Annotated in this window: 15 protein-coding genes; 6 read left to right on the top strand and 9 right to left on the bottom strand. The window is 61.7% G+C overall.

The window, feature by feature from the left end:
• The first annotated feature begins 57 nt into the window (after nucleotides 1-57).
• Both WKV53_RS01625 and WKV53_RS01620 read left to right on the top strand, forming a co-directional pair.
• Nucleotides 58-2,514: an Amuc_1098 family type IV pilus outer membrane protein gene (locus WKV53_RS01625; RefSeq protein WP_341402595.1), complete on the top strand. Its 2,457-nt coding sequence runs from the start codon at nucleotides 58-60 to the stop codon at nucleotides 2,512-2,514.
• Between the two features lie 52 nt (nucleotides 2,515-2,566).
• Nucleotides 2,567-4,111 (top strand): hypothetical protein, encoded by a 1,545-nt coding sequence (locus tag WKV53_RS01620; protein ID WP_341402594.1) that lies wholly within the window; start codon nucleotides 2,567-2,569, stop codon nucleotides 4,109-4,111.
• Nucleotides 4,112-4,132: 21 nt separating this feature from the next.
• Here the strand turns inward: WKV53_RS01620 and WKV53_RS01615 are convergent, their stop codons facing one another.
• Together WKV53_RS01615 and WKV53_RS01610 are read right to left on the bottom strand one after the other, a co-directional pair.
• Nucleotides 4,133-4,831, bottom strand: a complete 699-nt coding sequence (locus WKV53_RS01615) for a 3-keto-disaccharide hydrolase (RefSeq protein ID WP_341402593.1) — start codon at nucleotides 4,829-4,831, stop codon at nucleotides 4,133-4,135.
• Nucleotides 4,832-4,846: 15 nt separating this feature from the next.
• A complete protein-coding gene (locus WKV53_RS01610; protein WP_341402592.1) occupies nucleotides 4,847-5,059 on the bottom strand; it encodes a hypothetical protein in 213 nt (70 codons plus the stop codon).
• Between WKV53_RS01610 and WKV53_RS01605 the strand changes: the two genes are divergently transcribed.
• Nucleotides 5,048-5,659, top strand: a complete 612-nt coding sequence (locus WKV53_RS01605; RefSeq protein WP_498049543.1) for an HNH endonuclease — start codon at nucleotides 5,048-5,050, stop codon at nucleotides 5,657-5,659. The genes WKV53_RS01610 and WKV53_RS01605 overlap by 12 nt on opposite strands.
• A 17-nt stretch (nucleotides 5,660-5,676) precedes the next feature.
• Here WKV53_RS01605 and WKV53_RS01600 read toward each other — a convergent pair whose 3' ends face one another.
• Together WKV53_RS01600 and WKV53_RS01595 are read right to left on the bottom strand one after the other, a co-directional pair.
• On the bottom strand, nucleotides 5,677-7,905 hold the full coding sequence (locus WKV53_RS01600; RefSeq protein WP_341402590.1) for a hypothetical protein: 2,229 nt from the start codon (nucleotides 7,903-7,905) through the stop codon (nucleotides 5,677-5,679).
• A gap of 154 nt (nucleotides 7,906-8,059) precedes the next feature.
• On the bottom strand, nucleotides 8,060-9,172 hold the full coding sequence (locus tag WKV53_RS01595; RefSeq protein WP_341402589.1) for a cellulase family glycosylhydrolase: 1,113 nt from the start codon (nucleotides 9,170-9,172) through the stop codon (nucleotides 8,060-8,062).
• A gap of 193 nt (nucleotides 9,173-9,365) precedes the next feature.
• Here WKV53_RS01595 and WKV53_RS01590 point away from each other — a divergent pair, with 193 nt between their 5' ends.
• The 3 genes from WKV53_RS01590 to WKV53_RS01580 all read left to right on the top strand — a co-directional run bounded on the left by WKV53_RS01590 (nucleotide 9,366) and on the right by WKV53_RS01580 (nucleotide 14,815).
• Nucleotides 9,366-12,323: an alpha-amylase family protein gene (locus tag WKV53_RS01590; protein ID WP_341402588.1), complete on the top strand. Its 2,958-nt coding sequence runs from the start codon at nucleotides 9,366-9,368 to the stop codon at nucleotides 12,321-12,323.
• Between the two features lie 454 nt (nucleotides 12,324-12,777).
• A complete protein-coding gene (locus WKV53_RS01585) occupies nucleotides 12,778-13,407 on the top strand; it encodes an RNA polymerase sigma factor (protein WP_341402587.1) in 630 nt (209 codons plus the stop codon).
• Nucleotides 13,394-14,815 carry a hypothetical protein gene (locus tag WKV53_RS01580; RefSeq protein ID WP_341402586.1) on the top strand — a complete coding sequence of 474 codons (1,422 nt, stop codon included), beginning with the start codon at nucleotides 13,394-13,396 and terminating at the stop codon, nucleotides 14,813-14,815. Before WKV53_RS01585 ends, WKV53_RS01580 begins: the two co-directional genes overlap by 14 nt.
• Here WKV53_RS01580 and WKV53_RS01575 read toward each other — a convergent pair.
• From WKV53_RS01575 to WKV53_RS01555, 5 genes are all read right to left on the bottom strand, one after another.
• A complete protein-coding gene (locus WKV53_RS01575; RefSeq protein WP_341402585.1) occupies nucleotides 14,807-15,304 on the bottom strand; it encodes a GNAT family N-acetyltransferase in 498 nt (165 codons plus the stop codon). The two genes, WKV53_RS01580 and WKV53_RS01575, sit on opposite strands and share 9 nt — an antisense overlap.
• A gap of 3 nt (nucleotides 15,305-15,307) precedes the next feature.
• Nucleotides 15,308-16,897, bottom strand: a complete 1,590-nt coding sequence (locus WKV53_RS01570) for a hypothetical protein (protein WP_341402584.1) — start codon at nucleotides 16,895-16,897, stop codon at nucleotides 15,308-15,310.
• Nucleotides 16,898-17,065: 168 nt separating this feature from the next.
• Nucleotides 17,066-18,931: a DMP19 family protein gene (locus WKV53_RS01565; protein ID WP_341402583.1), complete on the bottom strand. Its 1,866-nt coding sequence runs from the start codon at nucleotides 18,929-18,931 to the stop codon at nucleotides 17,066-17,068.
• A 252-nt stretch (nucleotides 18,932-19,183) separates the two neighbouring features.
• A complete protein-coding gene (locus tag WKV53_RS01560; protein WP_341402582.1) occupies nucleotides 19,184-20,338 on the bottom strand; it encodes a class I SAM-dependent rRNA methyltransferase in 1,155 nt (384 codons plus the stop codon).
• 290 nt (nucleotides 20,339-20,628) lie between these two features.
• A complete protein-coding gene (locus tag WKV53_RS01555; RefSeq protein ID WP_341402581.1) occupies nucleotides 20,629-21,432 on the bottom strand; it encodes an alpha/beta hydrolase in 804 nt (267 codons plus the stop codon).
• Nucleotides 21,433-21,439: the final 7 nt, after the last annotated feature.

Here is a 21,439-nt window from a genome sequence, read left to right as displayed (position 1 = left end):
CCCGGATTTTCCGCTTACGCTGCCGGAAAGTGCTCTCTATACAGCGGGGAAACCCCGATGCCGATCTCCGATCGTTTGACTACCACGCTCGCTTCCCGCGCGCGCCTTCTGGCGCTCGCGCCGGCGACCTGTCTTCTTCTGGCGCAGCCGATTTTCGCCCAGTCATCGTCACGGATGGCGCAGGCGGAAGTCCAACGCCGCGCGAACAACGCGAATGAAGCGCAGGAGCTGCTCAAGAAGGGCGACGAATCCTACAAGGCGGGCAAATGGGCCGACGCCGTGGCTGCCTACACCGGTGCCCGCGAGCTTCTGCCCGAAGCGCCCGCTACTGCCGAATGGCGAAAAGCCGCGACCGATCGCTTGGTCCAGGCCTCCGTGGAGCACGCCCGCGAGCAGCGCCGTCTCGGCGATGTCAGCGGCGCGAAGGCCACGGTGGACAAGGTGCTGGATGCCTCCGTGGCACCGGACAGTGGCCTGGCGAAGGAAATGCGCGATCAGCTCAATGATCCGATCCGCACCAATCCTGCGGTCACCAAGAAGGACGCGAAGGACGTGGATAACGTCCGCCAGATGCTCTACGAGGCGGAAGGATTTTATAATCTCGGCGACTTCGACAAGGCAGGCCGTGTTTACGAAGAGGTCCTGCGCGTTGATCGCTATAACAAGGCGGCCCGTCGCGGAATGGAGCAAGTGGCCCAGCATAAGGCGGACTACGCCCGCGCCGCGTATGATGAAGCCCGCTCGGACATGCTTTCGCAAGTCGACGAGGCGTGGCAACTGCGCGTCTCACCGGGCGAGGTGAACCCCTCGGATCTGACCGCCGGCGGTGACGTTTCGAATGCTCCGGTCTCGGTTTCCGCCAAGATGGAGAGGCTGATCCTGCCGGTCGTGGATTTCCAGGATGTGAGCATTCAGGAAGCGTTCGACTTCCTGCGGGCGCAGTCCATGGACCTCGACAACATCGAGCTCGATCCTGCGAGGCGTGGCATCAATTTCGTGCTGGAGCTGGGCAACACCGAGGCGGCCGTGAAGGCCAAGGCTGCCAAGATCACCCTGCAACTGAAGAATGTCCCTCTTTCACAGGTGGTGAAGCATGTCTGCGAAATGACGCGTACGGTGCCGGTGGCCCAGCAATGGGCGGTGTCGATTCGTCCCGTGGGTGCAGATACCACCGAGATCGTCACCCGGAACTTCCGGGTGCAGCCGGACTTCCTCACCAGTGGAGCGGCTACGGTGGGGAGCGGCAATGCGAAGACCGACGATCCTTTCGCCGGGAACAATGCCGGTGAAGAGCTGCTCGTGCGCCGCCTGAGTGCGGAAGAGATTCTCAAGCAACAGGGGGTGCCCTTTCCCCAAGGTGCTTCGGCCAGCTTCAATGCCGGCAATAGCACGCTCACCGTTCGCAACACCCCGGCCAACCTGGAGCTGGTGCAGCAACTGGCCGATGCGATGGCGGGTGCCGAGCCTGCCATGGTGGTGGTGGAGGTGCGCATGGTGAAGACCCAGGAGACGGTTCTCAAGGAGCTGGGCTTCGACTGGTTGCTGGGTGAGTTTTCCCTCGGCGGCCACGGCTTGGTTCCGGGCGTTGCGGCCAACTGGCTGACCGGTGGTGCCAATAATCCCGACAATCTTTCCGACATCGCGCTGCTGCCCGGCACGACCAATCGCTACGGTCTCACTTCGGGGAACCGGAGTGGCGGCGAGGCGGTGAACAACAACAGCATCGATGCCCTGATCCTAGAGCAACAGGAAGGCTTCGCCCGTGGCAAGTCCCGCGCCCCCGGCATCCTGTGGGCCAATGGCACGATCAACAATACGAACCTCACGATGCTGATGCGTGGGCTCAACCAGAAGAAGAACGTCGATCTGGTTGTCGCCCCCTCCACCACTTCCCGGAGTGGCCAGCAGACGAAAGTCGAGGTCATCCGCGAGTTTATCTATCCGACCGAATACGAGCCCCCGGAACTGCCGAATTCGATCGGTGGCGGGAACGAAGTCGACTTCGACACGGGCCTCGTCAGTGGCAGCCAATCATCGTTCCCGGTGACGCCGGCGACTCCCACCAGCTTCGAGATGAAGCCGGTCGGCGTGGTGCTGGATGTGCTGCCGACGGTGAGCGAGGATCGCCACTACATCGACATCGCAATCAAGCCGAGCGTGACCGATTTCGACGGTTTCGTGAACTACGGCACGCCGATCACGTCTCCGGGCTCGGACGCCTTTGGCAACCCGACCACGACGGTGGTGACGCCGAACGAGATCCTGATGCCGGTCTTCTCCGTGATGAAGAGTGAAACCAATCTCACCGTGGCCGATGGGGCGACGCTGGTGATCGGTGGCATGCTTCAGGAGAGTGTCCAGAAGGTGCAGGACAAGGTCCCGATCCTCGGCGACATTCCACTTGCGGGTCGGCTCTTCAGCAGCGAAGTCGAAGCTCCGGTGCGGACGGCTGTGGTCTTCTTCGTGACGGTGAAAGTGGTCGATGCCACGGGCCGGACTTTCAGCAGTCGTTGACTCCGGGCTCGCGACGTGAAGGATTTCCCTCCACTGAGATCTTTCACCCGAGATGCCTGAAGACGACCTGGAGCCCGAGAATTATTCGATCGACGACATGATGGATCGCCTCCGCACGCGCGGCGGTGGCCCGCGTGATGGCGAGGCGAAGCTCGTGACCCGCGAGGACGGAACCCAGGTTTACAAGATGCGGAAGCGCAAGCGCCGCAGCGTCCAGCCGAAGAAGGAAAAGGAGAAGCGCGACCGGCGGATGAAGGTGGCGCAGGTGGTGGGAGCGGTCGGCCTGGTGGCCGGTGCGGGTCTCACCTTGCTGGGCTCGATGATTTATCTCAATACCCCGGGCTATCACCAGAAGGTCGAAGCGCGGATCCGGCAATGGACCGGTGGAGAGCCGAAGCTGGCGCAGCTTCGCGTTTCGCCGATCAGCGTGGGGGCCTCGGCCTTCGAGCTTCAATGGCCGGAAACGTCTCTCCTGAAGAGCCTCACGGTGAATGGTTTGCGCGGCGATTTGCGGCTGCCGAGCCTGGCTGCAGGCGTCTGGAAAGGCACTGAGATGGTGGGCGGCCAGGGGGGCGTCCTGACCTTACGCCAGCCGGTGGGGAGGCCACCGGCCTCCAGCACTCCCGGTGGCGAGTGTCCGTTCCAGTTCCGCTATCGTAGTTCCCAATTCAGCGTCCTGATGGGCGGCGGGGAGAAACCCGCTGCGAGCCTGAGCAGCACCGAGGCGATCTTCGACGTGCTGGATCAGGCTGCCACCACGGCCAACCTGCGGTTTGAAGGCGGGACGATCCACTCGGGCATGTGGGGCGATTTTTCGCTCGAGTTCGCGTCGCTCCAGTTCGATCAGGCGGGTCTGAAGGTGGGTAATATCCGGCTTTCTCCCGGTCTGAAATCAGAGGGCGGGGAGATTGAGATCATCAACCCGACCCAAGCCTTCTTGGATCTTTATGGGGCCAAGTCCGATCTCTCGATCCGCGTTCACCGCGTGCCGCTCGCTGCCCTGCTGGGCCCGAATTTCGGGGCTTGGATGTCCTCGGAGGTCGAGACTCCCGAGGGCGGGGAAAGCGGCACGCTTTCCTACGAGGCCAATTCCCCGGCGCTCATCTCCGTCCGGATTCCCTTCCGCGCCAGCCCGTCCGCCTATACCTACTGGAAGCAGCTGCCGATGTTCGCGGTGCTGGGGAAGGAGATCGGCGACAGCTGGTTTCAGAGCCCGCACTTCGACCTCGAGGCGAATGGCACCTTGGTTCGCGCCGGGCTGACTGGAGGCTTGGACAACCTGAACTTTGCCGCACGGAATCGTCTGACCCTGAAAGGACGGCTCGCCGTCGATGCCCAGGGTACCCTCGACGGGGCACTCGAAGTGGGCATGCCCGATCCTTTGGTCAACGAGGCGTCGGCACCGGTCCGCGCGGTTTTCAAGCGCCGTGAAGGTGGCTACTCGTGGGCCACCGTTCGCCTCTCGGGCACCGGTCGCCAGCCGCAGGACGATCTCCAAAAGCAGCTGGATGCTGCTGCGACGACTGCCACGCCGAGCGCGGGCGGCATTCAGGCGGTGGAGGATGCGTTCCGGGAGTTGACCACGCCGGAACGCTGAACCTCGGGCGGACTGGGCGGATCAGAGTTCCTTGATGCGGATATTCCGCCAGCGGACGTCGCAGGACTTGCCGGCGTGCACTTGCAGGGCGAAGAAGCCCTCGGGGGTGAAGTCGGGGGCGTCATCGGTGTAGTCGACGCGCTCCTTGCCGTTGAGCCAGATCTGGATGTGCTTGCCCTTGCAGACGATGCGGACGTCATTCCAGTCATCCCACTTGGTGATCTCCTGGCCCTGCTTGGTGAAGGCCTTGCGGTCATCCTCCTGCTTCTTCACTTCCGCCTCGGGGAAGGTCTTCTTCTTGTCGTCGTTGCGATAGGGGACGAGCCAGGCGCGGCGGGCCTCGTCGTAGAGGCCGGCGGTCCAGGCGCGCTCCTCGTTGTCATCGTGCTCGCACTGGTAGCCGAAGACGCGGCCATCGGCGCCGGGCTTTTGCAGGCCGCGGAACATCATGCCGGAGTTGCCGGCCTTTTTGGCGAGCTTCATTTCGAAGCGGAAATCGAAGTCCTTGTAGGTCTTTTCGGTGCGCAGGAAGGTGTTCGCCTTCACGTTCTCGCCTTTACCGACGATCTGGTCACCCTCGACCTTGTATTCGCCGGTGCCATTGACCCGCTTCCAGCCGGTCAGGTCCTTGCCATTGAAAAGATCGGTGAATCCGGGCTCGGCCGCTTGGCACAGGGGCAGGGCGAGGAACGAGGTGGCGATGAGGGTTCGGAGTTTCATAAATCGGTCAATCTGTCAGACAACTTTGGTTTTCGCGGTGGCTCCGGCAAGCCAGAAGTCACCGCGCATTGAACGTTGCAAAAGGTAGTTGGTTTTCTCCCTCAATTGGGTGGGGCGAGAAAAAGCGCCGGGTTTGTGTAACTTCCCTGTCACCAAGCTTTTTCTTGCGACATGGGGTAATCCTGCTAATTTGCGCGGCAATTGCTGGGAAAAGGTATGGTAGGCCATCTGGACCATCCCGTCCTCGTTCTTAACCGGTTTTGGCAGCCGGTGCATACCTGCTCCGTCCGCCGCGCGCTCAAGCTCTTGTTTCTAGGGCACGCCCAGGTGGTGCAGACCGAGGGCGATGAACGATTTCGGACTCACGACTTGGGGTCGTGGATCGAACATTCGTCGCGCGACATCCTGGACGAGGTGATCCACACCGTCCGCATCGCGCTGCGGGTGCCGAAGATCATCGTGCTGGCACTGTATGAAAAGCTGCCGCGGCTGGAGGTCCGCTTCACCCGCCGGAATGTGTTCCTGCGGGACAAGCACACCTGCCAGTACTGCGCCAAGGTCTTCAGTGAGTCCGATCTGAATCTCGATCACGTGATGCCGCGCGACAAGGGCGGGCGGACCACGTGGGAGAACATCGTCACCTCTTGCATCCGCTGTAACACGCGCAAGGCGAACAAGCTGACGCATGAGGCGAACATGCACCCGCTGCGCAAGCCGGCGGCTCCGCGCTGGCGGCCGATGTTCGGGCTGAAGGAGAATGCGGGGACGGATGAGAGCTGGACGCACTTCATCGATCCGGATCCTTCGTCGGTGAGGATGTCGGCGTGAGGGCAGAAGCAGCGCGATCAGCGGTCTCCGCCGCCCGGCTTGGCGGACTTGAGTTCGTCCCGGAGCTTTTCAAGCCACTTGTCGCGGTCTTCGACTGACCAATAATACTCCAAGACGGGTTCCGCTGGTTTTTCCGAGGTATACCTCGGTTGCTTCAAGGTTCGACCGACGACGTCCTTGCGGCGGATGGAAAGCTTGGTGCCTGGCTTGATGGCGAACTTCTGGTCATCCGGCACGTCCTGGGTCGTCTTTTCAAGATCGACTTCGGCGGTCCACTTGCGCGGGTTGCCAGGATCCAGGCTCGCGGTTCCACAGGCGGTGTCATCGGCCAGTAACGAATCCAGCAGTTCGCCAAAAGGGGAAGTGGTCGTGAGTTTCCTACGGTTCCAATGTTCAACCACGTCCTCCAAGGTGGAGATCCGAAGCGACTTCAAACACCAAGGTGAATCGGGGTGCGTCCACAATTCCGTCGCCGGTCGTTTCATTGAAGCGCCGTGCTTGAGCATCATTTGGGTCACGAAGGCGCACTGACCGTCCCAGCTGTCGTATTTGCCCGGCGAAAGCGTCCACGCCATTTCCTCGAACACGGGCAGGACTTCGGGAGTCCTGTCGGCGACTTCACGAAGGAATTGTGTGAGCACATGGACATCCTCCGAGGACCACACTCCATTCTTCAGCCATTTGCCCGTTTGCCCAGCGATCTTCGCCCGGCCACGAGCCGGATCCCAATCCAAGAGGATCGCCAGGAACGCCATGCGGGCTCGCCCGGATTCCTCATCGCCGTCATCGGCCGCTTTCTCGACGCCTGCCAGCCCCTTTTCTAACAGATCGGAGACGGACGGGTCCTTTCGTTCGCGCAGCACCTCGCCGGGGATGGGTCCCTTTGGCGGGATTGGCTCGCCTGTGTCAGCATCATAGCGCGTGGGATGGAAGAGGGCTCCCGCAGCATCCAGCCAGCCGTCGATGCCGGCCGCATCATCTAACAGAACCTGATATGAACGACGGGGACCGGTTTGCTTGCCGTATTTTTCCCAGTTGGAGCGGATACCTGCGGCGAGTTCCTTGCGATACTGATCACCGCGGCCAGTCAGACTGTCGCCGGTGGAGGCGAGTTGAAAGAACCCTCCCTGGAGCAGGGCTTGCAGGGCGTGGAGAGCGGCCTCGTGAACGCCTAGGACGGTCCTGCTCTTGTGAAAGTCTCTCCAGAAATGGACCGATTGGGTGAGGCGCGTGTCGCTTTCGAGGCAAGTGATCAGCGGCTCTACCGCATCATCGCCTTTCTCGGCTAGCGCCAAGACGATGGGAGATTCCCACAGAGGGACATCGCCGGGCTGACTGATCTGGGACATCTGGATTCGATCGAGCGCTTCGATGAGTGCTTCCGTTCCGGGCTTGCTGGAGAGGAAGGCCTTTTCATCGAGCGAGCCGGTCTTGCCCGCCTTCATGCGCCGGGTGGCTTCTTGGGACAATTGCTCGGCCTGTTCGATCCAATGGTCGCTTTGGCCGAACATGGGGTCGGCTGTTCCCAGCGATGTCTTCAAGCCGGCGATGGAACGCTTCAGGCCGGCCGCGGACGCGAGCACCATCTTTGAGTCGCCGCGCATGTGGGCGCTGATGGCGCGGTCGAGGTGGCTCCACGTCCAGCCAACTGCGAGTTCCTCCTTGAGCGGTGACATCCTGCGATCCGCTTCGCGTTCCTCCAGCACGTGCTTTGCCGCATCAGGAAATCCGAGCCGCGTTAGATAGAGTCCGTGGATCAGCGACAACGATGTAGGCGTCACCAAGGTCGCTTCATCTGCGGATTCAAACCAGGACGCGCGGTCCTTTTCGCCAGCCTTCAGGATCTTCGCGACCGTGGCTTTCAGGTCGGCATCGCCACGATCATCCAGCACCGGATAGACGAGACCATTCCACGCGATGGCGAAGTGCGGGGACTTTTCTTCGCCAGGGAGAAGCCATGCTTCGATCTCAGTGGGGCCATGGTCTCCGGCGTAACAATTTCCGGTGACGATGGTGATGCGGTGGTAGGGAAGCCCGGTGGGATCGGGCAGACCGGCCTTGAGGAAGTCGCGCAACACTTCTGCGAAAGGACCTTGCCAGGATTCCTTGTCGTCCGGCTTCCAAGTTTTTTCCGGGAAGTCCTCGCTCTGGGTGAGTGGCGAAGGACGGAATTCCGGTTCTTTATCTTCCTCCGCGGAGCAAGGCAGGGAGAGGGATACGATGAGCAGGAGAGCGGGGAGTTTCATCGTGGGGACGGTGGATTCGCGTTGGGACGGAGGGAGGGTGATTTCTATTCGAGGGATCGAGCCTGTGTTTTGAAATAAGAATGCCCGCGGCATTCGGAAATGTCGCGGGCATGATGATGCCGGGGCTGTTGGAGGAACAAGGAGTGTTCCGTCTTTAGTTGCCGGTGAGCTTTTTATAGAGGTCGGTCTCTTCCTTGTCGAAGGGCTTGCCGTCCTTGTGGAAGAGTTCGTGGAACCAGATCTTGGGTTCCTCGGTGAAGGTTTGCTTCCAGCTTTCCCACGGATACTGGGTCTGGGTTTTGCCGGCGACGAGGCCCCATTGGTAGGCGTCGACTTTCTTGTCGTGGAAGTAGGGGAGAATGTCCTGGAGCTTGCTGCCGGCGGTGCGGGCCATGTACTCGGAGCAGACGACGGGGCGGCCGTAGGCGAAGAGCGGCTCGGTCATGCTCTTGGTCTTTTCGAGATCGGTGTAGGCGTGGAAGGTGATGATGTCGGAGTGATCGATCTGGTAGGCATTGAGCGCATCGCGCTTTTCCTTGGTGCTCCAGTCGCCGGTCCAGACGCCCATGGTGAGGGGCTGTGAGGGGCGGACTTTCCAAGCCCACTCGAAGCAGAGCTTGGCGAGTTCGAGGGCGTGTTCTTTCTTCTCTTCCGGTGGCAGCTCGACCTTGCCGTAGGCGCTGGTGTTCATGTTGCCGGGCTCATTGTAGAGGTCCCAGACGATGACGCGCTTGTCGTCCTTGAAGCGGGTGAGGACGCCGGTGACGTAGGGTTCGAGGGCCTTGCGCTTGGCGGGATCGACGAGGACGTCGCGGCCGGGGCTCTGGACCCAGCCGGAGTTGTGGGTGTGTGGCTTGGGGTCGCGCTGCTTGCCGAGCTTTGGGTTTGGATCCCAGACGTCGTCGAAGAGGACGAACATGATGCCGACCTTGTGCTTGTCGGCGATGGTGAGGAACTGGTCCATGCGCTTGAGCAGGCCTTCCGAGTCTTGCTCCCAGAGCAGATTGTGGAGGAAGACGCGGGCGGAATTCATCCCGCAGGAGGCGGCGTAGCCGAGTTCGCGGTCGATGGTCTCGGGATCGAAGGTGTCGGCCTGCCACATCTCAAGCTGGTTGATGGCGGTGCTGGGGACGAAGTTCGAGCCGGCGCGCCATGGCTGGGTTTTGTGCCAGGCGTTGGCTTGCTCGGGCGACCATTGTTGGGCGTTGGCGGGAAGGAAAAGGAGGCAGGAGAGTGCTGGGAGGAGTGTGGTCAGATTGGGTTTCATGAGTGAAACGAGGTTTATGTATGGGTAATAGAGCTAACAAGACTACGGATGGGGATCAGGGAGCGTCAAACTTTCGGAAGCCGCGCTGACACAAGGCGAAATGAAGATTGGGAATCGTTTTTGGGTTAAAAGCTCACGAAATGGATATTTTGATGAGTGAATCGGTTTGTTGTCGGGCGTATGACGGATCTCCATGATGATCCGACTGGCTATTTTTGTCGCCCTTTCCTCCACGCTGTCCGCGCTGGAATGGAGGGCTGCCGATGGCACGCGGCGGGAATTCGAGTTCGATGGCAAGGTCTGGCGGACCAGCGGCTTCATCGATGCCGCCGGGCAAGCGCTGCCGGTGGCGAGCGATGAATTTCACCTGCGGACGATGGATGACCGCGAGTGGACGGTGGACGACTTTCGCTCGGTCGGGGAGCCGGAGAAGACCGCAGCCGGCCTGGTGCTTCGCTACGTTTGGCCGGAGGGCATGGCCTTGTCGGAGAATGCGCCGTCGAAGGTGACGGTGACCTTTGAGAGCGGCAGCTACCTGCGGAAGTGGATCGAGCTGGAGTTCCCGAAGGCGGCGACGATCGACCGGCTGGAAGTGGAGCGCTTCACCGCAAGCGGCACAGGCACGCGAGGCGGGCGAGGGGAGCCGGTGTTTCTCGGCGATCATTGGTTTTTCGGTTTGGAGTATCCCGCCGGGCACACCCGATATGGCGACGGAAATACCCCCAAACCCGACAGCCATCGTTATGAGCTGGTGGGAAATTATTCGTTCGTGGATCTCGAAGGGCGCGATCAAGAGGCGAAGCCGAGGCCGGGATTGATCCGGCTGTTCCACTTTCCGGGCTTTGCGAAGAAGGACGGCGAGCGGTGGGTGATCCGGAGCAAGAGCGCGGTGGTGGGAGTGGCGAAGGCAGGGGAGTCGATGGAGCAGGGCTTCGCGCGTTACCTTGAGTCGGTGGCGAAGCCGGAGCGGTCGTTCACGCACTACAACAATTGGTTTGATGCCTCGGGCAAGTCGCTGAAGGGCGACAACTTCATCGACATCCATCGCCAGTTCCGGGCGGCGCTGAAGGACTATGACATCAAGATCGATGCGATGGTGCCGGACAACGGCTGGCAGAACAATGCCTCGGTATGGGAACCGGCGGCGGGGCATTTCCCGAAGGGCTTCGATGACTTGAAGGCGCTGAGCGATTCGTTGCGCAAGGAGGGCACCTCGCTTGGCCTGTGGCTGGCGCTGGATGGAACCACCACGAACATCGGCTGGGGTGAGAGCGAGGGCTACCAGAAGGCGAAGGCCAACAAGTACTTCGGCCAGTTTTTCCCGCACTACTCGCTGAGCGCCGACGGGTATCGCGAGCAGCTGGAGAAGCAGCTTCGCAAGCTAGCAGGGGAGGCAGGCGTGACCTACTTCAAGCATGACTTCAACCACCTCTCTGACGCGGGTGAGGGCTGCAATCATCCTGCCACCGATCGGCACGGCCATGAGGCGAATGTGGATGCGATGATCTCGCTGCTGGCCGCGACGCGTGAGGCGAACCCGGCGGTCTATCAGAATCTCACGAATTGGGTGTGGTTCTCGCCGTGGTGGTTGATGCATGGCGATGCGCTGTGGATGCTGGCGGGGGACGATGGCTTCAATGGGAACTGGCCTGAGCTTTCAACGAGGGCGATGGCTACGACTGATCGCGACGCGTACGTCTGGCGGATGTGGGGCGATGCGGCGGATCGGCCGCTGGTGCCGGTGTCGCGGCTGATGACCCATGGCATCATCCGCAATCCGCGCGGGCAGATGGAAGGCCCGGAGGACACGCTGCGCGACTGGGCGGACCACGTGATGATGTACTATGGACGTGGTATCCAGATGAAGGAGTGGTACCTGACGCCTTCGGCGATGAGCGCTGAGCAGTGGAAATCGCTCGCGACCATCCACCGGTGGAGCGAGCGGAATTTCAAGGCGCTGGCGAACAATGTCTGGATCGGTGGTCGGCCGGATGAAGGACATGTTTACGGCTACGCGGGTTGGGATGGTGAGCGTGGGGTTCTGGTCGCGCGCAATCCCGGGCCATCGCCGCAGGTGCTGCGGGTGCCGTTTGATTCCGCGGCGGGTTTTGCGGGAGAGGTGGGAAAGGATTACTTGGGGCGCGTGGTTTATCCGTATCACGCGACGTGGCAGGCCAAGTTCACGGCGGGACGCGCGATGGAGATCGAGATTCCCGGGTATGAGACACTGGCCTTCGAATTTAAGCCGGGCACTCCGGCAGCGAAGCGAGCCGAGATGCCGGTGGTGGCGGTTTCGGTGAAAGCCGATGGCCCGGTCGCGGCGGCGAAGGTGGAGCAGTTGCCTGACTTCGCGGGGCGCGGGGAGTTGCTGGTCATCGGCTATCCTGAGCTGCCGGAGGTGAGGATCGATGGCGGGATCGCGACCCCACTGCGGACGAGCAAGGCGGCGCTTAATCACTACGCTGGCTACGCCCGTGCCGGGATGCCGAGCGATCGGGTGCGGCCGTGGCAGATGGCGTCCTTTGATTTGAAGTCGAAGGCGGGGAAGGCCGTCGCTGTGGAGATGCGTGCTGGTGAAGCAGGCACACGTGCTGAGGCGTGGCTGCTTGCCGAGACGAAGGCTACTGATGAAGGCTTCAATTCACGTGACCTGCCATGGGCGGTTTCCGCCAATGCGCGCCGCCAAACCACCTGCCTGATCGCTGAGCGTGAACTGCGTGCTGCTCCTGTGTCTCGCCGTGCTCTCACGGACTCCGAGCTTCGTGGGATCCGGAAGGCATGGCTGACGGTCGAGCACTTCGGGATCAACGCGGGCTACGGTGCGAAGACGCTTTTCCTCAATGGGGCGAAACTTGCCGAACTGCCGACGGGTCCCGACGAGTGGCAAACTGCACGAATCGAAGTGCCCGCTTCATTGATCGCGAAGCTGAAGCCGGAGAACACGGTCGAGCTCCGTTGCGATTCGGCTGAGGACAAATTCAAATTCCGCGGCTTGGAGCTGCGGGTGGAACTTTCCGACGGCGGCCAAGTCCGCTCCGGCGCACAGGATTCGCCGCAAACGAGCTCGAAGGACTGGGCTCATTTCGAGGGGGAATCTTTTCTTTCCGAGAAGGTTTCGAAGCCGGTGATGCTGCGTTTCCGAGGAGATTGAAGAAAAATGAAACTTTTCTGAAACCCACCTGCCAACGCAGCCGGATCATACGGTAGCGATCATGGTTGTGGTGATGCTGCGAGAAACTCAAATGCCGGGATCCACGGGGCGACCATGGATGTCGGTCTTGGATTTCTTGTCGCGGGAGTGGCGGGTTTTTTGGGTCCCGGCCGCACCGGCCAGCAGCACCTTCGCGAAAAAGTTTCCACCGGAAAGCATCCGGCCGGACGACGGAATGGAGGCCGTGCTTCAAGTCGGGGAGGGCTTGGAGCATGGAGGAGACTCCGTGAAGTCGTCCGGCCCCGGTGCCGGGGATGGAGACCCCGCGGACCAAGGGTTGTGTCAACACCATGGGAGGGGGGCGGCTGTCGAGAGACCGGGGGGGCTCGGGGACAGTCGTCCTTCGCCTCCTGCCAGCTGAAAAGATTTCCGGCTTCCCGCTACGGGCGGAATCATGAGACAAGGCGACGGACCAATGGGGGAAAAGGCACAAGCACGCAACGCGGACGGACGGGCGGATGCCTGGGACGGCACGTGGCTGTTGACCCGGATTGCCCGTCATGATCCGGAGGCGCTTGAGGAGCTCTACCGGATGTGGGGCGACCGCCTCTACAGCATGGCCCTGCACTGGATCGGCGACGAGGGTGCGGCGAAGGAAGTCCTCCAGGATTGCTTCCTGCGCATCTGGAAGAGAGCCGGCGATTTCGATTCCGAGAAGAGCCGCGGTTTCACGTGGTGCTCGATGATTCTCCGTGGCCTCTGCCTCGACGTGCTGCGGCGGAAGCGGCGCCGTGCCGCGGTGTGGGAGGACTGGGGAAAGATGCCTGCGCTGGAAGTGCCGGATCGCGGCGGGGTGGAGGATTTGTTTTTCCGCGATACCGTTTCTCGGGTCCGTCTAGCGCTCGATCAACTCGATGCGGGCGAGGCAGAAAGTGTGCGGGTGGCGCTCTTTGACCCGGCGACGCTGGAAGATCATGCGGAGCGCTGGGGTGTGCCGATCGGCACTGCCAAGGTCCGTGTCCATCGCGCGATGGAAAAGCTGCGCGCGCTTTTGAAGAAAGGAGGCGTCGATGCCCCGCAATAATCTGGAGGACGCGACTGCCAAGGCGCTCGACCTGCTGCCGCATGATGATGCGGCACGCAGCGATCCGCGGCTGGTGCGTGATGCGAAGTGCCTGGAGGAAATCCGTGCCACGCAGGAAGCGGCGGCGGATGTGTGGCTTGCGACATCGCCACTGCGTGCCGCGCCGCCGGAGGTGCTTTCGTCGATCATGTCGAAGGTGGAGGCTCGCACGCCGCTCGCTCACCGGAACGTGAAGTTTTTCCCGTGGCTGGCTGCGAGCGGTTGGGCGGCAGCAGCGATCGCTTTCATCCTGTGGCCTCGCGATGGTGAGAAGGCTTCTGCCGTGGCGAGCGTGACGCCACCGGTCTACATGCCGTCACGCAATCATGCTGAAGTCGCTGGCGTGGCGGCAGGCGAGGCTGATGTTGCCGGGTTGCCGGCGCTGCCGGATCGCCGCGTGGTCCCGAATGACCGGCGACTGCGCGAGGAATTGCTGCGCCTGCAGGCTGAGGTGAATTCGTTCGTCGAACAGGGTGGCCTCTCCGCCCCGCGGGTGCTGGGCCTCCATTCGCCAAACGTGCTGCAGCCCGAGCCGGAAGAGACCCAGCGCCGCATGATGGCTGCTTTGACGGGTGCCTTGAGTTCGTTGCTGGAGCTGGAGCGCGGGGGATCCGGGGATCCTGCACGGATGGTGCTCCAGCGCGGATGGCTGCCAGAGAATTACACCCCGTCGGTGGGCGAATACATCCGGCACCTGAATTTCCCGACGACTGCCGCCGAGGACTACAACCTGATGGTTTCCGCGGATGGTGCCTACTACGACAAGGCCAGGGACATGATCTGGTCTCCGGATGAGAACGGTCGCGGTTTCCTGGGCCGGAGGGCAACGATCGAGGACAATCTCAGCTCGTTTTACGTGCCGGATGAGAGCGCCCTCGCTTCCAACAGGGCGGTGGCAGTGAACACTGAGCCGGAAGGTTTTGTCATCGAGGATCCCGTGAGCAACACCGCCAAGGTGCTGATCGATCAGGTGCCGCCGCCGGCTGCCGGCTTCGAGCACGTGGTGATCTGGACCGACGCCAACGGCAAGGAGGCCAGAATTCCGGTCGACAATCCATCGGCGTCGGCGGCCACGATCGAATCGACGAGTGCGGCCCCGGTCGGAGTGGCTCCTGCTCCGGCAGCGACGACGGTCAAGGAGGTGATGGCGACGGCGGATGTCGTCATTCCGGTGATCCCTTCGATCGCGCAGGCAGGCACCAATCGACTCTTCTTCAGCCTGCCGAATAGCAATGGCGTGAAGTCGTTCCGCTTGATCGAGCTTCCCTCGAATGCAAATGGCGTTGCCAATGGCCTGCTGAATGGCAACGGGCCCGTAAAGGTGATCGTCTCGGGAGAACGCCGGACGCGTGAATCCAAGCTAAAGTGAATCGATGTCCGCGAGATCGCGGAACATCACCAGGGCATCGACGTAGCCCAAGGTCTCGTGGCGGAAGGCGCCGGGCAAGGTGCCGACGATGGCAAAGCCGTGTTTTTGCCATAGTGCCACGGCGGCGGTGTTCGTGCTGACTACAATGTTGAATTGCATCGCGCGGAAGCCGAGGGTCTTGGCCTGATAGAGCGAGTGCTCGCACATCAGGCCGCCGATGCCTTTGCCCCGTGCGGCGGCGGCGACCATGTAGCTGGCATTGGCGACGTGGGATCCGCGGCCGGGTTGGTTGGCCTTGATGAGGTAGCTGCCGAGCACTTTTCCATTCTCCATGGCGACATAGGCATGGGCGGCGAACCAGTAGGCGAGGAAGGCTTCGCGTGTGGTGTCGGCTCCGAAGACGTAGGCATCGCCCGATGCGATCACTTCGCGGAAGATTTGCCACGCGGCTTCGGCGTGTTCCTCGGTGGCGTGGAGGATGTCGATCATGACTCAGGGCTTGCTGGCAGCGGCGGCGTCCAGATCTGCGATGGCCTTGAAATCCAGAAGGCTTGCGGCGAGATCCTTTGGCCTGATTTCCCGAACCTGCCATTCGGGTGAGACGGAGACATCTACCTGGAGTTCCTGGAGCCAGATCCGGGCATTGTTCGGAGCATCGATGATGATGGGCCAATGATTATCGAGCATGCCTTTTACCGGATTGCCTTCTTCGAAGCGGTCGGGCCGGTGGAAGAGCTGGAGGAGAACCGTCACGGCCGGCAGCGTGCTTCCCGGTTGTGTGTCCCAGTGCAGCCACACCGTGCCTTTGCCGAGGTCCGCATCGATCTTCGACAATCCTACGTTGTCCGGAATGGATGCCCCCGGAGCCAGTATCGAAGGAGCCACTGAGGCGAAGCGAGGATTCTTGAGCTCAGCCTCGTGGAGCAGGGCGGTCTTCTTTTCTTCGATGGCACGCAGCGGTGCATTCTCCTTTTCGACGATTGCCCTCCACTTCGCCTTTGCCTCGGCGATAGCTTTCTCGGTGCCGGCTTCGCCCGCTCTCGCCTTGCGACGCAGGCGATCGATCTCGTCCGAGAGCGCGGTGGCTCCTGTTTCGTCCAGGCGCAAGGACAGGCGATTCCGTTCCTCGCGCTCTTCTGTCTCGATCTCCGAGATCTTCTTTTTGAGATCGAGGGCTTCCTTGAAGAAGTTGCCGAGTGCCTTGAGCTGTTCTTCACGGGGAGTGGCGGATGCCGGTGGCCGCTTTATTTCCAGCGGCAGACGAGGAAGGGTGTGATCCAGCTTTGCCGGCTCCGCTCCAGCCATCGCGACCTTCAGTGATCCGAGGGCATCGAAGTCGATTGCTTGAGCGGCGACTTCAAGCGGGGGCTTGTCGCCCTCTTTCCAATGATCCAACTCCACCTCCAGGTAGAACTTCTCGAATGCCACTGCGGCTATGTGCTCGCGCTCGATGATGACCGTTCCAGTGGTCCCGATCTTGCGAGTTGGGTTCCCGAAATGCGCGGCGATTCCCGGCATCGGGCGGAAACCGAACCTCACCTCCAGCTCAGGCTTTCCTCCCTCAGCCGAACCCTGCCACCGATAGTCCAGGCTTCCGCTTTGCAAGCCCGCCTTGATCGAGGTGAGGCCAGCTCCGCTATCCAGAACGCCCTTTCCTTTCAGGATCGAACCAGCGGCTAGCTCAAATTCGCGACTCCATGGCTCCAATTTCTCGCTGATGGCGCTCTGCTTGTCCTTGAACTGCTGCCACGCCTCCGCATCCGCTGCACTCTCTTTCCACAGTGCGGAGATTCTCTCGGCTGCGGCCTTGTCGCCGGCCTCTCTTTTTTCCGCCAGGCTTCTCATCTCTTTGTCCCGGGCGAGGGCGCGGTTAGACCTCGCCTCCTCCGCCTCGAACCGCTCGCGACGCGTCGCGGCTCCCTGAGCTTCGGTTGTCGTGGCATATGCCATCAATTCGCCGAGGCGTTGCTGGGCTTCTTCACGGGTTGCTTCTTGTGCGTGGGATTCCGTCGGAGGAGCAGGCTTCGATTTCTCCTGTGCCCGGACGGCGGCGATGAGGCAGATGAAAGCGAGGAGTTTCACGGGGGGAGTCATCTTGTGATGGTTTGGGGAGTTTGCGAAGTCAGGGATAACTCGTCGCCCGAGACCCGGGAAAGACAACTCCAATCTGAGTGATCGATTTTCCGGCCGCTGACTGCGAGCGCTCAGGATAAAGCAAGGTGCCGGGATGATACGGCTAGCTGGCCGGAGTCACTTGAATGACTCGGCGTGTTCGATGGCGAAGCGGTCGAGGGAGAGGTCCAATTGGTTTGTGGCTTCTTGCAGGCGTGCTTCGAGTTCGTCGAAGGCGTGCTTTTCCTCAAGGGCGGCGATTTGCTTTCGGCGCGTCTCCGCGTCCTTGTCGGGGCCTTCCTCGCCAAACTTCGCCACAGCTTCTTCGAGGATCGCGGCCAGCGCATCTTGCTTCAGGGCTTTCAATCCGGCGAGTGCATCACGCCATTGTTCTCCTCCGGCTCCGGAAAAATAGCCGCCGATGTTGGGATTGCCGAAGCAGAGCCGGATGCTGTCGAATTTTTCCGCTGCGAAGTGAAGTCGCTGAGGTTCGTTCAAGGCTGCGAAGCCTTTTTCCGATTCCTGTTTGGCAAGGCGTTCGCGATAGCCTTCAAGGCCGTGCCAGGCCAGGAGGCCTGCAAGCGCGTCACTGGCGAGGGTTTCGTCGCCCATGCCGCGAAGCAGTTCCAAGTCATCCGGGTGACGTTGCCGGCCGAGCAAGAGTAACGCGGGTTTCATGATCCATTTCTGATCTTCTCCGAGATGCTTTGACCTAAGTTCTCCGCAGAGGGTGAGGAGTCGCTCGCGCGGAATTTGCAGGTTCATCTCGCACAAGGTTCTCATAACCGCTGAGAGCCGAGGTGAATCCGGATTGAACATTTCCGGGCTCAGGAAGAATTCCATGGCTCTGTTAGAGTTCATTTGGATCAGGGCCTTGGCCCAGCCCTGTTCATCGAAGATCCCGCCGAGGGCTTTCACGTCGGGGAAGAGCTGGTCCTTTGCCTCGGGATGCAGGGTTCCGCGATCGAGCGCCACTTGCAGTCCGGCAAAGGCACAACGGTAGACGGTGATGCCGGAGGACGGCGGTTTCTCGTCCGATGTCGGAGGGGGAAGTATCAGTGCATCGGAAAGGTCTTCGCGGGAATCCGCCAAAGCCTTGCGGATTTGAGGAATAAGTTCGGGCACGCCGGTTTTGGCGATTACTTCGGCGGCTTTGCAGCGGGCGGCGACATCGGCGCCATCGAGGAGAGGTGCGAGCAGGGGGATGACGGCGGCGGGCGGAGTATCGCCGAAGCTATCGCAAAGACGACCAAGGAGAGTGCCCATGAAGGGGGCGGCCGGGTCTTTCTTCAGCCAGCCAGTGCGCAGGTTTTCGTCGGCGAGATAAGCGAGAAGGAAGGGGTGCGTGCGCTCGCCCAAGCCTTGGAGCAAAGTCACGAGTGCCGAGCGGTCCATGACGTTTTCCTTGGCTCCGTCGAAGAGGTATTTGTCGATGGCTGCTTTTACCTTGGCGTCGGGCCAATGCCGGGCGAGGCCGATGAAGTGCGCTTCTGCTTCAGTGGGATCTTTGAAAACGGGGAGGCCGAGATCTTGTACGAGACGGGCCAGCGAATTGAACTCCCATGTGGTCATCGAATGGGAGCCCGGATTTGCGACTCCTATCTCGCACAGGAAGCAGGCCGTGACATCGGCGACAGGTTTGCCGTCGCGATCATAGAAGACGAAGCCGTGGTGAGGAGTGAAGCAGCCGACGCCTGCGCCATCCGGGGCCTTGCCGCGGAAGGTGGCGAGGAGGCGTTCGGTGTGCGTGGCGTCCAGCTTGATGCCCTCAGGATTGACGACCTCTGCGTGGAGTTTGCCATTCTCCAGAATCAGATTTTCGGCGTTGTCTCCGGGATTGTAGAGATAGGCGCGGACTTCGGCATATTCCACTCCGGGCCAGTCGGCGGGGATGGGGAGGTGCTCTTGTTTTGGCGGGGATGGAGGATCGACAGGCGGCTTGTCCTGGGCCGAGACGCCAGCAATGAGGAGCAGTCCGATGGTGACGAGGAGTCGCCGGTTCATGCTGCGTTCTTAGACCGATCAGTGCGGGATGTCACCGTAAGTTCGAGTGACAAGACTCCGGCGGGCCGTCAGACGCATGAGGCGTCCATTCAGGACGCGAGGTTGCGGTCGATGTGGCCCCGGCACTTCGTGCCGGGCTTTTATGAGTCGTGCCGTTGGCACGGGGAGGCCGAGGGAGCGGAAGGCCGAGGGGAACGGAAAGGCTGAGAGAGAGGGCGGACGAGGGAAAGAATCGTCTTTGTCGGAGTCTGTTCAACCAATCACCCGGCACCAGAGCAGCTTCAGGTAGCGGGACTCGGGGTAGTTCGAGAGGGTCGGGTGGTCGGGGCCTGCGCCGGTGCGGTCGAAGATTTGCAGGCGGCGGTCCTGGCGGTGTGAGGCGGAGACGACGATCTTTTCGAACTCGTCTGGCGAGAGCATGCCGGAGCAGGAGCAGGTGACGAAGAGGCCGCCGGGTTTCACGAGCTGGAGGGCGAGCTTGTTCAGGTCGTGATACTTGTTGTGGCCGAGCTGGTCTTCCTTGCCGTGGATGAACTTCGGCGGGTCGGCGATGACGAGGTCCCACTTGCGGCCGTTCTCGATCATCGTGCGCGCCCAGGTGAAAGCATCGCCGTGGGTGAACTTGATGCGTTTCTGGTTGAGGTTGCCATTGCGCTTGGCCACTTCGATGGCGTTCTCGTCGAGATCGACGGCGGTGACATCCTCGGCGCCGGCGAGGGCGGCATTCACGGAGAAACCGCCGGTGTAGCAGCAGAGATCGAGCACGCTGCGGCCGGCGGCGAGTTCGCCGAATTTCTTGCGGTTGTCGCGCTGGTCGCAGAAGAAGCCGGTCTTGTGGCCGCCGGAGGGATCGATCTGGAAGGTCGCGCCGTGTTCGCGGATTTTCAGCGGGCGGAGCTTTTCGGAAAGGTGATGGGTGAGCGAGGGGATGCCCTCGATGCGGGCGAGGTCGGGATCGACGCGGATGTGGGCTTTCTCGGTGCCGAAGGCTTCGTGCAGCGCGGGGACCCAGGCATCGAGGCGCTGGAAGGCGGCGAGGTTGGTGATTTCGAGCGACATCACGTTGCCGAACTTGTCGGCGACGAGGCCGGGCATTTGGTCGGCATCGGCGTGGATGGCGCGGTAGGCCTCGGTGGTTTCATCCAGCTTCATCACCTCGCGGCGCAGCGAGGCGGCGCGCTGGATGGCACCGAGGAAGAAGCTTTCGTCGACCGCTTCATTGCCGTGGGCGAAGACGCGGAGGGGCATGCCGGCCTTGGGATTCCAGAAGGCGCTGCCGAAGGGCTTGCCTTCCTTGTCTAGCACCTGGACGAGCGAGCCGGGTTTGGCATCGCGGGTCACTTCCCCGATCATCCGGGGCCAGATGGCGGGGTGGTAGGAGAAGTACTTGAGGCGGACGGTCGGCACGGGGCCAGCGTGGGGCGGGGGCGGCGGAAAGTGCAATGCCGAAGGTGAGCGGGTTGCGTCGGGAGGGCCTGCGTTTCAGCGTGGTTCCAAGGAGGTGAAGCAGCCTTGCCCGTCTCGCGGCCCTTCAGGCCGCCATTGGCTGGGTATCAAAAACCCAGCCCGATGGGCTGGGCTGAGGGATTTCGCACCGTTGGTGCTGAAGAGGGGCTGCGGCTAAGGGATGCCGGGCCGTTGGGGCAGCAGAGTTTTTTCGCGCGATGGCTAACTCCCCAGCGAAGGCTAGCAGGTCTTCAGGATGCCGGGACGAACTTCCGGTCCTTCAGCCACTCGTCGAAGCGGAGGATCCATTGGTCGACGGGGGCGTTGCGGCCGGGGCGGAGGCCGAAGCCGTGGCCGCCGCCGGCGTAGAGATGGAGTTCGACGGGGATCTTCGCCTTCTTGAAGTCGAGGTAGACCTTGGTGAGGCCTTCGGAGATGTCGGGGCGGTCGTTGGACGATGCGGCGAGGAAGGCGGGTGGCGATCCTTCGAAGGGGACGATGCGCTGCGAGCGACCGGGATAGATGAGGGCCTGGAAGTCGGGGCGGTCTTCCGGGGTGAACTTCATGCTGGCGATGGAGCAGACTTCGCCGCCGGCGGAGAAGCCCATGACGCCGACGTTCTTGATGCCCCATTCGCCCGCGTGGCTGCGCACGTATTTGATGGCCTGATGCATGTCGGCGACGGCGTGGTCATCGACGGTGTAGGTGGAGCCTTCCTCGCTCGCGAGGCGGTATTTGAGAACGAAGGCGGCGACGCCGTGTTGAGCGAGCCACTCGGCGACATTGCTGCCTTCATGGGTGACGCAGAGCAGTTTGTGTCCGCCGCCGGGGGCGACGATGACCGCGGCACCGGTGGCCTTTTCCTTGGCGGGCAGATAGGGCGTGATGGTCGGTTTGTGGACGTGTGTGACCGTGAGTTCGCCGCTGTCGGACTTGGTGACGACTTCGGGCTCGGTCTTACCTTCGGAGCCGGGAGCGCCATTCGGCCAGAGAAAGATTTCCTCCGCGTGGAGAGTCGCGATGAGCGCGAGGGAGAGGGAAAGGAGCAGCTTCATGATTAGA

The organism is Luteolibacter sp. Y139 (assembly GCF_038066715.1).
Lineage (GTDB): Bacteria > Verrucomicrobiota > Verrucomicrobiia > Verrucomicrobiales > Akkermansiaceae > Haloferula > Haloferula soli.
Note: the sequence above shows the minus strand (reverse complement) of the source record. Positions and strands in the feature narration are given on the sequence as shown.

Excerpts from the sequence above, each read along its gene's own strand:
- WKV53_RS01625 (WP_341402595.1), top strand. The coding sequence starts at position 58 with ATGCCGATCTCCGATCGTTTGACTACCACGCTCGCTTCCCGCGCGCGC.
- WKV53_RS01620 (WP_341402594.1), top strand. The coding sequence starts at position 2,567 with ATGCCTGAAGACGACCTGGAGCCCGAGAATTATTCGATCGACGACATG.
- WKV53_RS01615 (WP_341402593.1), bottom strand. The coding sequence starts at position 4,831 with ATGAAACTCCGAACCCTCATCGCCACCTCGTTCCTCGCCCTGCCCCTG.
- WKV53_RS01605 (WP_498049543.1), top strand. The coding sequence starts at position 5,048 with ATGGTAGGCCATCTGGACCATCCCGTCCTCGTTCTTAACCGGTTTTGG.
- WKV53_RS01610 (WP_341402592.1), bottom strand. The coding sequence starts at position 5,059 with ATGGCCTACCATACCTTTTCCCAGCAATTGCCGCGCAAATTAGCAGGA.
- WKV53_RS01600 (WP_341402590.1), bottom strand. The coding sequence starts at position 7,905 with ATGAAACTCCCCGCTCTCCTGCTCATCGTATCCCTCTCCCTGCCTTGC.
- WKV53_RS01595 (WP_341402589.1), bottom strand. The coding sequence starts at position 9,172 with ATGAAACCCAATCTGACCACACTCCTCCCAGCACTCTCCTGCCTCCTT.
- WKV53_RS01590 (WP_341402588.1), top strand. The coding sequence starts at position 9,366 with ATGATGATCCGACTGGCTATTTTTGTCGCCCTTTCCTCCACGCTGTCC.
- WKV53_RS01585 (WP_341402587.1), top strand. The coding sequence starts at position 12,778 with ATGAGACAAGGCGACGGACCAATGGGGGAAAAGGCACAAGCACGCAAC.
- WKV53_RS01580 (WP_341402586.1), top strand. The coding sequence starts at position 13,394 with ATGCCCCGCAATAATCTGGAGGACGCGACTGCCAAGGCGCTCGACCTG.
- WKV53_RS01575 (WP_341402585.1), bottom strand. The coding sequence starts at position 15,304 with ATGATCGACATCCTCCACGCCACCGAGGAACACGCCGAAGCCGCGTGG.
- WKV53_RS01565 (WP_341402583.1), bottom strand. The coding sequence starts at position 18,931 with ATGAACCGGCGACTCCTCGTCACCATCGGACTGCTCCTCATTGCTGGC.
- WKV53_RS01555 (WP_341402581.1), bottom strand. The coding sequence starts at position 21,432 with ATGAAGCTGCTCCTTTCCCTCTCCCTCGCGCTCATCGCGACTCTCCAC.